This is a genomic window from Sphingomonas sp. KC8, from assembly GCF_002151445.1.
In the GTDB taxonomy this organism is placed as follows: Bacteria; Pseudomonadota; Alphaproteobacteria; order Sphingomonadales; family Sphingomonadaceae; genus Sphingomonas_E.
Genome location: NZ_CP016306.1, coordinates 1,426,267 through 1,438,789, shown reverse-complemented (window position 1 = coordinate 1,438,789; position 12,523 = coordinate 1,426,267). Strand labels below are relative to the sequence as shown.

The following is a 12,523-nucleotide window of genomic DNA, read 5'->3' as shown; positions in this document are numbered from 1 at the left end:
AGCCCCGGTGGCCATGGGTTTCAAGCCGCCACCGATATCCCATATGGTGCGTCATGACCCGATCCTATCACCTGTCCGTTTTGGACCAGTCGCCGATCGCCGAGGGCGATACATCCGCCGATGCGCTGGCCAATACCATCGACCTGGCCCGCATGGCCGATACGCTTGGCTATCGCCGTTACTGGCTGGCGGAACATCATGCGTCGCCGGGGATTGCCGGGGTCGCGCCCGAGGCGCTGATCGGGCCGGTGGCGCTGGCGACGAAACGCATTCGCGTGGGATCGGGCGGGATCATGCTGCCGCATTATTCGCCGTTCAAGATCGCCGAGACGTTTCGAATGCTGGGCGCGCTGGCGCCGGGGCGGATCGATCTGGGGCTGGGGCGTGCGCCGGGGACGGATGGGCGCACGGCCTTTGCATTGCAGCGCGATCGCAGCAAGCGGATGCCTTCCGATGATTTCCCGCAAAATCTGGCGGAACTGCTGGCCTATCTGGGCGATACGATGCCGGCGGATCATGCCTTTGCCCCGCTGGTCGAAACCCTACCCACCGGGTGCGGCGGATCGCCCGATCCGTGGCTGCTGGGATCATCGATGGATTCGGCGATCTGGGCGGCGGGATCGGGCCTGCCTTATTGCTTTGCCGACTTCATCAACCCGGCAGGCGCTGAAATGGCGGCCGAATATCGCCGGCAATTCCGGCCGTCGCAGTGGCTGGATGAGCCGTACGTGATGGCAGCGAGCTGGGCGATCGCGGCGCCCGACAGCGATGAGGCGCATCGGCTGGCGGCGCCGGCCGCGATGATGTTCGCGCATCTCGTGCGTGGTGAATTGATCGCGGTACCGCCGCTGGACAAGGCACTGGCATGGGCCGAGGCAAACCCGGCCGCGCTGGGTAGCCGCCGCCACCGCCGCACCTTGCTGGGCACCCCCGCCGAGGTGCGCGCGCAGATCGACGGGGTGGCCGCCGAATATGGCGCGGACGAAGTGATGCTGGTCAACATCATGTCGGATCATCCGGCGCGCCGCCGCAGTTACGAACTGATCGCCGCCGAATATGGGCTGGCGAAGTTGGAAGCGGCTGCGTAGTTACCCCCCCATCCTTATTTCCCAGGAGAGCATGATGGCTGACCCCGAAAACACCCTGATCCTGTCGCTCGACAGCGGCGGCGACGTCGTGATCGACCTTCGCCCCGATCTGGCCCCCGGCCATGTCGAGCGGATCAAGGAACTGGCCCGTGAAGGTTTTTATGACGGCGTCGTGTTCCACCGCGTCATCCCCGGTTTCATGGCGCAGGGCGGCGACCCCACGGGCACCGGCATGGGCGGTTCCAAACAGCCCGACCTGAAGGCCGAGTTCAACGCCGAACCGCACGTCCGTGGCGTATGTTCGATGGCGCGTTCGCAGAATCCGAACAGCGCGAACAGCCAGTTCTTCATCTGCTTCGACGACGCGACCTTCCTCGACCGCCAGTACACAGTGTGGGGCGTCGTGCGCGAAGGCATGGAACATGTCGACGCGCTGCCCAAGGGCGAACCGCCCCGCACGCCGGGCAAGATCATCAGCGCCAAGATTGCTGCTGACGCCTGATTTCTGCCTCTCCCCTTCCGCTGCGCGGGAGGGGAGAGTTTACCCGGATCCGCACCGCCCCTTCAATCGCGGGCGATGGATTCGAATAGCCAGTCGTGGAAGATCCGCACCGGGCGCCGAGCGAGCGCCGAACGGCGACATGCGAACCAGTAGCTGTACTGGCTGTCGACATCGACATCGTCGAAAAACTCACTCAGCCGTTCATCGTTCGAATCGTGCAGATGGCTGTCGAGCATGAAGGCGACGCCAAGGCCCTGGGCCGCCGCATCCAGCATCAGATGCCCGGAATCGAAATGATCCACCGCCGCCGGTTCGAGATCGGCACGGTCGATCGCCTGCCGCCAGGTATTGAAGGTTTCCGGCATGTCGCGGTGCAAGAAAATCGTCATCCGCCGCAGATCATCGGGCGCGCGAACCGGGTTGCGGCCGTCGAGCAGGCGGCGCGCGCCGATCGCCACCACCTTGTTGCGATCCAGCCGCCGCGAATAGAGGCTGGGATCGACTTCGCGGGCGAGCACGATCGCGGCATCCACGCCTTCGCCCAGCCGTGACAGGCTGTGGGCGGCAGTATCGATATCGATATGCAGTTCGGGGTGGCGGGTGCGCAGTTCGGGCAGGCGCTGCATCAGCCGTTGCGACGCGAACAGCGGCAGGACGGCCAGCCGCAGGCGGAGCAGTTCGGCGTCGCCGGTGGTGACTTCGATCGCTTCGGCCAGCGCATCGAGCGCCGGAGCCAGCCGCTGGAGCAGGATTTCGCCATCGGTGTTGAGCATCATCGCCTGATGCCGCCGTTCGAACAGCGAGCGGCCGACGAAACGTTCCATCGCCTGTACCCGGCGGCTGAGCGCGGGCGAGGATAGGGCCAGTTCTTCGGCTGCCGCCTTGACCGACCCCAGGCGCGCCACCTGGACGAAGGCCTCGACAGCGGTAAGCGGGGGCAATCGGCGCAAAGGGAGCCTCCAGGGGTGGAAAGATATTGTGCACTGCAATGACGGCATCCGCCAGCCCGAACCGGCATCCGCACGAAAATTATGAGCATCATGATTGCATGATATGCAACTGCAATCAATAATTTCGCACTTGCACAAAGTTACGCTGCGTCGCACAAAGATCGGGCCTTTCAGGCATCCTCTCCTAAAAACTTTCAGGCCGGCCCCTTGGGGTCGGCCCTTTTTTTGTTGCCCGCCCGGATCGAAATTCCCGCGCAAGGGCTTATCTCTGTGTTTCCCAAGGGGAGTGCAGACCAAAATGGCAGACGAAGACAAGCAAGGTTCGGCATCCGGTTCGCGCAAGATTCAGGTGGCAAATGCCCGGCCGGACGATAGCGGCCGTGGCCTTGCGCGCATGTCACGCGCGACGCTCAACGCGCTGGGGCTGGCCGAAGGTGATGTGGTCGAAATCGTTGGCAAGCGATCGACCCCGGCGCGCGCGGTACTGCCTTATCCAGAAGATGAAGGGCTGGAAATTCTGCGGCTGGATGGCCTGCAGCGCGCCAATGCCGGCATCGGATCGGGTGATTTCGTAGAGGTGCAGCGCGCCGAATCGAAGCCGGCGCAGCGGGTGGTGTTCGCCCCGGCACAGGAAAATTTGCGGCTACAGGGATCGGGCGAGGCGCTGAAGCGCAGCTTCGGCATGCGGCCGCTGATGGCGGGCGATGTGGTGGCGACGGCCGGCCAGCAGCGGATCGACCAGTCGAACATGCCGCCGCAACTGCGCCAGATGCTGAACGCGCCGGCCTTTGCCTTGCAGGAAATCCGGCTGGTGGTGGTGGCGACGACCCCCAAGGGGATCGTCCATATCGACGCCGATACCGAGGTTGAACTGCGGCCCGAATATCAGGAAACGCCGGGCGACAGCCGCCGTGCGGATGTGACCTATGACGATATTGGCGGGCTGGGCACCACGATCGATCAGGTGCGCGAAATGGTCGAACTGCCATTGCGCTACCCCGAACTGTTCCAGCGGCTGGGCGTCGATCCGCCCAAGGGTGTGCTGCTGCATGGCCCGCCCGGCACCGGCAAGACGCGGCTGGCCCGCGCGGTCGCCAATGAAAGCGACGCGAGTTTCTTCCTGATCAACGGCCCTGAAATCATGGGATCGGCTTATGGGGAGAGCGAGAAACGGCTGCGCGAAATATTCGAGGAAGCCGCCAAATCATCGCCGTCGATCATCTTCATCGATGAGATCGATTCGATCGCGCCCAAGCGGGGGCAAGTGCAGGGCGAGGCGGAAAAGCGCCTTGTCGCCCAATTGCTCACCCTGATGGACGGGCTGGAGGCGCGGCAGAACACCGTCGTCATCGCCGCGACCAACCGGCCCGAAGCGATTGACGAGGCGCTCAGGCGGCCCGGCCGGTTCGACCGTGAAATCATCATCGGCGTGCCCGACGAACGCGGCCGGCGCGAAATTCTGGGCATTCACACGCGCGGCATGCCGCTGGGCGACAGGGTCGACCTCGATGAACTGGCGCGGCAGACCTACGGTTTCGTGGGCGCCGATATGGCCGCGCTGGCGCGCGAGGCTGCGATTGAAGCCGTCCGGCGGATCATGCCGATGCTCGATCTGGAAGATCGGACGATCCCGCCCGAAGTGCTCGATACCCTATCGGTGACGCGCGAGGATTTTCAGGAGGCGATCAAGCGCGTCCAGCCTTCGGCGATGCGCGAAGTGATGGTGCAGAAGCCGAACACCCGCTGGGAAGATGTGGGCGGGCTGGACGATGCCCGGCAGCGCCTGCGCGAAGGCGTGGAACTGCCGCTGAAGAACCCCGATGCGTTCCGCCGCGTCGGCATCCGTCCGGCCAAGGGGTTTCTGCTGTATGGCCCGCCGGGGACCGGCAAGACATTGCTGGCCAAGGCGGTGGCGCGCGAGGCGGAGGCGAATTTCATCGCCACCAAATCGAGCGACCTCCTGTCCAAATGGTATGGCGAAAGCGAGCAGCAGATCGCGCGCTTGTTTGCCCGCGCGCGGCAGGTGGCGCCGACGGTGATCTTCATCGACGAACTGGATTCGCTGGTGCCGGCGCGCGGCGGCGGGATGGGCGAACCGCAGGTGACGGAGCGTGTCGTCAACACCATCCTGTCCGAAATGGACGGGCTGGACGAACTGCAATCGGTGGTGGTGATCGGGGCGACCAACCGGCCGAACCTGATCGATCCGGCGCTGCTGCGGCCGGGGCGGTTCGACGAACTAATCTATGTATCGGTGCCCGATCAGGCGGGGCGGCGACGCATTCTGGACATCCACACGACCAGGATGCCGCTGGCCGACGATGTGGATCTGGACGGGCTGGCGCAACGGACCGAGCGGTTTTCGGGCGCGGATCTGGAAGATCTGGTGCGCCGGGCCGGCCTTTACGCACTGCGCGAATCGCTGGACGCCAAGGCGGTGACGGCGGCGCATTTCGAAAAGGCGCTGAAGGATACAAGGCCCAGTGTTACGCCTGAAATCGAGCATGAGTATGAGCAGATCGCGGCACGGATCAAGCAGGATGCCGTGGCGTTGCAGCCGATCGGCTTTGTCACGCCCGGAATGCTGAAACCGCGCGCATCCAAGGGCGACGAATGAGGTGAGACAAGGCGGCTGGGGCGCGGATCAGCGCTTCAGCCGCCTTGCCGCATAGAGGGCGTTGGCGAGCAACCCGACCGCCGCCAGCAGATAGGGAAATTGCGGCGCGATCTGATAAAGGCCGATCCCGATCGTCGGCCCAAGCACGAACACCGCGCCGTTGACGGAGGTGACGCGCCCGGCGACCAGCCCCTGTTCGCGCGTGCCGACCGCGAGTGATGCGCCCGCGGTGAAGCCCGGTCGCAGGAAGCCGAAACCAAGCGATGACAAGGCAAAGGCGACGGCGAGGCCGTGGACGTCGCGCGCCACCGCGATCATCAGGCAGCCGGCCGCCGCGATCATCGCGCCCCAGACCACCATGGCACGCGGGGTGAGGCGCAGGCGCGGGATGATCCCCCATTGGGCGAGCAAGGCGGCGGCGGCCCCCGCCATCAGCACGACGCCGATCACGGGTTGGGCCGCGATTGGCGGCAGGTGCAGCCGATCCATCACCAGAAAGCCCATCGCCTGTCCCGCCATGGCTTGCGCATGGCCGGCGATCAGCCCCGATATCATCCACGGCAGCAGACGTGGATCGGTCCAGCGCAGGCGTTCGGCGGTTTGTTCGTTGAGGGCCGCGATCACCGATGCGCCGCTGGGTTCGCCGCCGATGCTGGGTTCGCTGGCAGCTGCACCCCGCGCGCGCGCTTCCGCGCCATCATCGGGCAACATGCGATAGGCAGCGATCAGGACCGCGCCGCCGAACAGGGCAAAGGCATAAGCCGGCCCGGCCAGGCCAAGGCAAGGAAACACGAAGAAGGGGGCAAGCGCCGGCCCGAGGATCGTGCCGAGGCCGAAAGCGGAGGCGAGCAAGGTCAACGCCGCCGTCCGATCCGCCCGGCTGGTGCGCGACGCGACCAGCGCCTGTGCCGCCGGCGGGGCGGCCGCGCCGAGATAGCCGTAAATCATCCGCGCAAGGACGAAGCCACCAATGGCGAACAGCCCCGGCACCCAGCCGGAAATGCCCGCCGTCAACGTGATCGCGCACAGGCCGAGCGACAGGGTGAACCCGGCCAGGCCGGTCAGCACCATCCGCTTGCGCCCCTGCCGATCGGATCGCCGCGCCCAGCCGGGGGCGGCCAGCGCCCAGACCAGTGCGGAAAAGGAAAAGGTGAGGGCGATCACCGCATCGGGCACGGCGAGCAGCCGGCCGATCGCGGGCAGCACCGATTGCAGCGCCGTGTTGCCCGCCGCGATCGTCAGCATGACGAGAAACAAGAGCGCGAAATCGCGCCGTTCGCCAACCAGGTTCAACGCGACCACCAATAATCGCGGCGAACTTCGGCGACAATCAAATGATAATAATCGTACCAGTTGGCGCGGCCCTGATCGCGCACCGCCGAATGGCCGGGATGTTGTCGCCAGGCGATCGCCGCATCCTCATCGGCCCAATAGCTGATGGTGATGCCCTGGCCGGTTGCGTCGCGCACGCTGTGAATCCCCAGATAGCCGCGCTGGCGGCCGGCTTCCGCTTCCATCGCGGCGGCGGCGGCCTGATAGCCCGCATCGTCCAGCCCATTGCGGCGGTTCACGAAAATCACGGCGATCGCGCCGGCAGGAATGCTGTCCATGGTGGCTTCATAGGCCCGCTCCATCGCATCAGGGAAGGGGAACGCTTGCGTTTCCCTCCGGCTTTTGCGAACGGAATTGCATCTGTGTCGGCCTGTTGGAGTCCGCATGACTGTCTCTCCCGGCGAAACTGCGCTGGTTCCTGCCCGCAAGGGCCGCCTGCACCCCGCCAACCTAGGTCCGCTGGGAATGTTCTTCCTGGGATTCCTGAAGCACCCGGTGATGGTGGGATCGATCATTCCGTCGTCCAAGCGGCTGATCGATCGGATGCTGGCGCCCGTGGATTGGGAAAGAACCAAGGTTTTTGTGGAATATGGCCCCGGCGTTGGCACCTTTTGCGGGCATGTGCTGGAACGGATGGCGCCCGATGCGACGCTGATTTCGATCGATACCAACCCCGATTTCATCGATTATCTGGGCGCCCGGATCACGGATTCGCGTTTCGTGCCGGTCCATGGATCAGCGACCGATGTGCGCCACATTCTGGCCGACCGTGGGTTCGCCCATGCCGATTACATCCTGTCGGGCCTGCCTTTTTCCACGCTGCCGACCGGCATCGCCCCGCGTATCGCGGGCGAAACGGCGGCGGCGCTGGCCCCGGGCGGGGCATTCCTCGTCTATCAGTTCAATCCCAAGGTGCATGATTATATCGCCCCGCATTTCGAGCGGATCGACCATGCCGTAGAGTGGGTGAACATTCCCCCCGCGCAGCTTTACTGGGCGTGGAAGGATTAACCGCAGCCTTCATCGTAATTCAGACGCCGTTCAATCAGGCTATGGCTTTGTCCGCCATCGAACAAGCATTTCGATGGCGGAGAAAGCCATGACGAATCCACGCAGACGTTTTGCCGCAACCGGACTGGTCGTCATGGCTGGCCTCGGCCTTGGGGCCTGTGCCTATGATGATTATGGCTATGGCGGCGTCAATGTCGGCTATGGCGGCGGCTATTACGACGATTATGGCCCTGGATATTATGGCGATTATCCCGGCTACGGCTGGTATAACGACTATTATTATCCGGGTAACGGCTATTATGTTTATGATCGCGGCGGCCGCCGTTATCGCTGGAACGACAGCCAGCGCCGTTATTGGGAAGGCCGCCGCCAGCATGCCGGCCGTCCCGATCGCCCGGATCGCCCTGATGGAAACTGGCAAGGACGCCCTGACCGGCCGGATCGTCCGGGACGGCCGGGCACGGGCGCAGGCCGCCCGGATCGTCCCGATACGGGGGCGGGGCGCCCCGACAGGCCCGATCGGCCGAACCGCCCCGGTGGTTCGGACTGGCGCGACCGCCGTGATGCCGCGCAGGGCAAGGGCCTGTGGGGGGCGGTGCCGCCGCAGACGCGACCGCAGATGACGCCGCGACCATCGTCACCGGCGCAGGGCACCTATAACCCCCAGCTTCGCACCGAACCGCGCGCCACCCCATCCCGGGATCGTGGCGACCGGCCCATGCGTGATGGACGCAGGCGGAACGAACACCCCAACTAATCGCATTCCATCATGGTTTGGCGCGGACCGGCGGTTGCAGATTGCATATGTCGGCCGCGCCCGCCGGGCGCAGGAAGAAATCATCCTGACGGTTGGCGCGTGCCTTCACCCATGCAGCAAAGCTGGGCGATCCTTGCCGCAACACTTGAAAGGCCGGGCGTTCGTCCGGTGGCATGGCCGATGCCAGCTTGATGCTGCCGATTGGCACCCGCTGATCCGCACGGGCATAAAAGCCCAGGGCTTCGCTGCCCCGGGGCAAGGCTGACAGGGTTTCCATGCCGGCCAGCACCCGGCCGACGATTGCGATGTTGCGATCAAGGTGGCGGGGGGCATGGCCCGTCACCGTGTAAAGTTCCGCGCCGCTGCCCGTATCGGGATTGCCGCCCCGGCCAGCGCCGACCATGCCGTAGCAATGGGCAAGCCATACGGCTTTGCCGTCGCTCGCCGCCGGCCAGCCGCCCGCATGGCCCACCTGTGACGCATAAGCGTCACGATAGGGCAGGGCGGCAAAGCCGGTGCCCGCCGGGGTGCGTTCATACTCTGCGGGCGGATGGGCGATCGTCCCGATGGCGAGGTCTTTGCGTCCGGTCGCGTCACCCCATTGCACGACATAATTATCCTGCACCCGGTTGATGCTGGTGCCGTCGAACCAGGCGGCCTGCACCAGCGTGCGGATATTGGCGACATGGACCGGCGCGAACACCGGGGCGAGTTCGATCGCGACCCGGCCGCCGCCAGCCAGATCGAGGATCAGCAGATTTTCAGGCGCAACATCCACCCAATCACGGTCGGGCGCCGCGGCGATGATCTGCGACGGGGTGGGTGGATGCTGCGCCGGCGCGGCCCCTGCGGCGACGCCGAGCGCTGAGGCGGCAAGCGAGAGAAGGGCGGGGCGGACCAGGCTTTTCATGGCGATATCGTGGCACGCCCCATCCACCACGGTAAAGCCAAGATCGTTTCGCACCTTGCGCGCGCGGCAATCACCCTCTAGGGGCGTGCTTCCAGCGATGCGGAGCGGTGGCCGAGTGGTCGAAGGCGCTCGCCTGGAAAGTGAGTATACGGCAAAACCGTATCGAGGGTTCGAATCCCTCCCGCTCCGCCAGAGACCCTGTTCAGAGGGTCTCTAAAACCCCAGAAAACCTTGAGTTTTAGCCGATTTTCGGCTAGCCTTTGTCTCAGTCGGTTGCTGCCGATGCCCCCAAATCTCATCGCAATTGGGGGCATTTTGGGGGCACGCAAATGAGATTTGGGGGCATCGATGCTCACTGAGTTGCAGGCCAGAAAAGCGCAGGGTCGCGAGAAGGATTACAAGCTCGGAGATTCGGGCGGCTTGTACCTCTTCGTCACAACCAAAGGCGTGAAATCCTGGCGTCTCAAATATCGCTTTGCTGGACGCGAAAAGCGGCTGGTGTTCGGTCAATATCCCGAAATCTCGCTGAGCGAAGCTCGCGACCTTCGTGACGAAGCGCGTCAGCAGGTACGCGAATTTCAGGACCCGGCGGTCGAAAAGCGCAAACGCAAGCTTGCCAGCGCGGCGGCGGCAATGGAGACATTCGAGAAACTGGGGCGTGCGTGGCACGAACTGCAGAAATCCCGCTGGGCGCCCGTCCATGCCGACGATGTGATCACCAGCCTTGAGAATGATGTTTTTCCTGATCTTGGCAAGCTGCCGATACCCGCGATTGACGGCCCAGTCATTCTTGCGACCCTGCGCAAGGTGGAGGCACGCGGTTCGATCGAGACCGCGCGACGCCTGCGCCAGCGCATTTCTGCGATCTTTGGCTTTGCCGTATCCGAGGGGATCGCAACGCACGATCCGGCAGCAGGCATCGTCAAGGCGCTCAAGCCCATGCCGAAAAAGGGACGGCAGCCTGCGATCATCCAGCTCGACGAGGTCCGCAAGGTGCTGGTTGCCGCTGAAGCATCGGGTGCCACACCGGTGGTGAAGCTCGCGTCTCGCCTCCTCGCATTGACGGCTGTTCGCCCCGGCATAATCCGGGGCGTCTCCTGGGACGAGTTCGAGGAAGTGGACTGGAATCGTGCCGAGCTGGCGCCCGAGGCAAAACCGCTATGGCGCATCCCGGCCGCGCGCATGAAGCTCATTCTTGATCGCAAGGATGAGGATGCCTTCGAGCATCTGGTGCCCCTTTCTACCCATGCGGTCGACGTGCTGCGTGCGATGCGTCAGATTACTGGCCGCAACCGCCTGGTATTTCCCTCGCAGCGCCACGCGCATCGGCCAATGAGCGAGAACGCGATCGGCTATCTCTACAACCGTGTGGGCTATCATGGTCGGCATGTGCCGCATGGCTGGCGCGCGACATTTTCCACGATCATGAACGAGAAGGCGGAACGGGAGGCGCGCGCGAGCGGACAAAAGGCACTCTCTGAGCTGGACGCCAAGGTGATCGACCTGATGCTGGCGCACCTTCCCAAGAACAAGGTAGAGAGCGCCTACAACCGCGCCGCCTTCATGGAACGTCGTTTCGAGATCGCGCAGGAATGGGCGGATATGCTGAGTGCCGGGCTCGCCGCGCCGATGGTCCTGCTCGATGGCAAGCGTCGCTAGCGCGGGTCGACGATCCAGCTATCCACTTCGGATTCATACCATCCGACGCAGTTGGCGCCGAGCTGACGCGGCTTCGGAAAAGTGTCGTTGCGTACCTTTCGGTAGATCGTCGCACGGCTGAGGCCGGTTCGTTCAATGACCCGCCTGATGCGGATGAAGTTGTCGGTGGGCAGCGGCATCATCTTCTCCCTTATCGATTTTGGCGCGGCTGTTGCCGGGAACGTGCGAACGCCCGGTCGCTATCGAGAAAGCCCTGGAGCATATAGGGCACGAGATCCGCGATGGATTCGGTCTGGCCATAGGTCTCGGCATAGAGCTGCGCATAGCAACCGAGCGCTTCCGGTAGGTCGGGCGAGACACTGATGGTCAGCTTGACGGGCGTGCGTTCGGGTAGCCTGGGTAGCTTTAAGTCTGCCATGATCAGCGTCCCGCAACGCGCCATGGGCGCAGGACAATATCCTTGTGGACCACGACCCTGAGTGGCCATCCCGGCCGCACATGAAGGGTTGGCTGGACGCCCAGGTTCTTTGTGACGATCTGGTCTCCAGCTCGCGCGCCACTTTGCTGGGCGGACTCGCGAATGGCCCGCACCAGATCACTCTCGCCGCTGCCGAAGCTGAGTTCGGTGCCGACCCCGAGAAGCGTGGAGAGCGCCACGCCCTTGAGGAGCTGCCAGCTATGCAGGTCCACCTTGTCGGACAGCCCGGCATAGCCGGCCGTGTCGGTGGCCGGCACATTGTCGATGCGGATCGAGGAACCGTCAGGCAGGATGATCCGCTGCCAAACGACGAGCGCCCGCTTCTGTCCGAACGCCACCACGCTGTCATAGCTGCCGACCAGTCGCGCGCCCTGCGGAACGAGTAGCGTCCGCCCGGTCACGCTATCATAGACGTTCTCAGTCACCTGTGCCGTGACCAGCCCGGGCAGATCTGAGTTGAGCCCGGTGATCAGGCTGGCGGCGATCACGCTGCCTGCGATCAACATCCATGGCGATGCAGCCGGCGTGAGCGCATACGGGTTGGTGTCGCCACGCGTATCGCGCTGGCGTAAGAAATCCCGCTTTCGTTGCTGGCGATTCTGATCATCTTGGGCGTCTGGCGCGCGGTCGCCATCGATCGCGTCACCGGCCGACGAAGCGGCCTGGGCGTTCACAATGGCCGCCGCCGCCGTGGCGCTGTGCGGTGACGCGCTGGTCAATTGCATCATCACGCCGGATTCCTGCGCGGCTTTGCGTTCGTTGGCGAGCCGTTGGCGTTCGGCCTCTGCCGCTTGCGCGGTGCGCTGGGCCGCCTCTGCATGGATGTCCGGCGTGATCGTTTCCATCGCCCGATTAGCTTTCAGGATCGGGCGGCCGAGGTCGCCTGGAAGCGGCGGTCCGAGTCGGGGTACATCGCCGTAGCTTTTAGGCGCTCCGTCGAGCACCTCGGCGGGTGGCCGTGCACCCGTCTCTGCACGGTCCTCGTTCCCATCGACAATCCGGAATGACGCCGGTTTGAGTGCAATCCAGGTGGCGGCGACAATTGCCGTGGAACCGACCGCCGCTATCGCAATGACCGCGCCGCGCTTGAACCGGACCACGCGGCCGGGATTGGCCCGCAGCACCAGCGTCTCGGGGTCGAGCTTGGGCGGAGCAGCCGAAGGTTCCGGCGATGCGGCACATGGCTGGAATGGCTGTGGGGGAGGCATCGAAGGCGATG

General features: G+C 64.5%; 13 protein-coding genes and 1 tRNA gene. 7 read left to right on the top strand and 7 right to left on the bottom strand.

The window, feature by feature from the left end; genetic code table 11:
- Positions 1-53 precede the first annotated feature (53 nt).
- Both KC8_RS06730 and KC8_RS06725 read left to right on the top strand, forming a co-directional pair.
- Entirely contained in the window at positions 54-1,088 is a 1,035-nt protein-coding gene (locus KC8_RS06730; protein WP_010128003.1) for an LLM class flavin-dependent oxidoreductase, read from the top strand.
- 34 nt (positions 1,089-1,122) lie between these two features.
- Entirely contained in the window at positions 1,123-1,590 is a 468-nt protein-coding gene (locus KC8_RS06725; protein WP_010128005.1) for a peptidylprolyl isomerase, read from the top strand.
- A 62-nt stretch (positions 1,591-1,652) separates the two neighbouring features.
- On the opposite strand, the gene KC8_RS06720 is transcribed toward KC8_RS06725, so the two are convergent.
- Positions 1,653-2,540, bottom strand: coding sequence for a LysR substrate-binding domain-containing protein (locus KC8_RS06720; RefSeq protein WP_029624891.1), 888 nt, complete (start codon positions 2,538-2,540; stop codon positions 1,653-1,655).
- A gap of 298 nt (positions 2,541-2,838) precedes the next feature.
- Here KC8_RS06720 and KC8_RS06715 point away from each other — a divergent pair, with 298 nt between their 5' ends.
- Positions 2,839-5,157 carry a CDC48 family AAA ATPase gene (locus tag KC8_RS06715; protein WP_010128007.1) on the top strand — a complete coding sequence of 773 codons (2,319 nt, stop codon included), beginning with the start codon at positions 2,839-2,841 and terminating at the stop codon, positions 5,155-5,157.
- 27 nt (positions 5,158-5,184) lie between these two features.
- Here the strand turns inward: KC8_RS06715 and KC8_RS06710 are convergent, their stop codons facing one another.
- Together KC8_RS06710 and KC8_RS06705 are read right to left on the bottom strand one after the other, a co-directional pair.
- Positions 5,185-6,459: an MFS transporter gene (locus KC8_RS06710; protein ID WP_010128008.1), complete on the bottom strand. Its 1,275-nt coding sequence runs from the start codon at positions 6,457-6,459 to the stop codon at positions 5,185-5,187.
- Positions 6,447-6,767: an antibiotic biosynthesis monooxygenase family protein gene (locus KC8_RS06705; protein ID WP_029624892.1), complete on the bottom strand. Its 321-nt coding sequence runs from the start codon at positions 6,765-6,767 to the stop codon at positions 6,447-6,449. The genes KC8_RS06710 and KC8_RS06705 overlap by 13 nt, the downstream gene beginning before the upstream one ends.
- A 106-nt stretch (positions 6,768-6,873) precedes the next feature.
- On the opposite strand from KC8_RS06705, the gene KC8_RS06700 reads away from it, so the two are divergent.
- Both KC8_RS06700 and KC8_RS20245 read left to right on the top strand, forming a co-directional pair.
- Positions 6,874-7,500, top strand: coding sequence for a class I SAM-dependent methyltransferase (locus KC8_RS06700; protein WP_192807723.1), 627 nt, complete (start codon positions 6,874-6,876; stop codon positions 7,498-7,500).
- A gap of 88 nt (positions 7,501-7,588) precedes the next feature.
- The gene (locus KC8_RS20245) at positions 7,589-8,257 is read left to right on the top strand and encodes a hypothetical protein (RefSeq protein ID WP_010128011.1); all 669 of its coding nucleotides are present in this window, start codon (positions 7,589-7,591) and stop codon (positions 8,255-8,257) included.
- 10 nt (positions 8,258-8,267) lie between these two features.
- On the opposite strand, the gene KC8_RS06685 is transcribed toward KC8_RS20245, so the two are convergent.
- Positions 8,268-9,167 (bottom strand): peptidylprolyl isomerase, encoded by a 900-nt coding sequence (locus tag KC8_RS06685; protein ID WP_029624894.1) that lies wholly within the window; start codon positions 9,165-9,167, stop codon positions 8,268-8,270.
- Between the two features lie 101 nt (positions 9,168-9,268).
- On the opposite strand from KC8_RS06685, the gene KC8_RS06680 reads away from it, so the two are divergent.
- A tRNA-Ser gene (locus KC8_RS06680) sits at positions 9,269-9,359 on the top strand.
- Positions 9,360-9,515: 156 nt separating this feature from the next.
- On the top strand, positions 9,516-10,826 hold the full coding sequence (locus tag KC8_RS06675) for a tyrosine-type recombinase/integrase (RefSeq protein WP_010128014.1): 1,311 nt from the start codon (positions 9,516-9,518) through the stop codon (positions 10,824-10,826).
- On the opposite strand, the gene KC8_RS06670 is transcribed toward KC8_RS06675, so the two are convergent.
- The 3 genes from KC8_RS06670 to KC8_RS06660 are packed head-to-tail and all read right to left on the bottom strand — an operon-like array spanning position 10,823 to position 12,512.
- Entirely contained in the window at positions 10,823-11,005 is a 183-nt protein-coding gene (locus KC8_RS06670) for a helix-turn-helix transcriptional regulator (RefSeq protein WP_037497378.1), read from the bottom strand. The genes KC8_RS06675 and KC8_RS06670 overlap by 4 nt on opposite strands.
- Positions 11,006-11,016: 11 nt before the next feature.
- Positions 11,017-11,244: a DUF2274 domain-containing protein gene (locus KC8_RS06665; RefSeq protein WP_029624895.1), complete on the bottom strand. Its 228-nt coding sequence runs from the start codon at positions 11,242-11,244 to the stop codon at positions 11,017-11,019.
- Positions 11,245-11,246: 2 nt separating this feature from the next.
- Positions 11,247-12,512 carry a TrbI/VirB10 family protein gene (locus KC8_RS06660; RefSeq protein WP_050805485.1) on the bottom strand — a complete coding sequence of 422 codons (1,266 nt, stop codon included), beginning with the start codon at positions 12,510-12,512 and terminating at the stop codon, positions 11,247-11,249.
- Positions 12,513-12,523 lie beyond the last annotated feature (11 nt).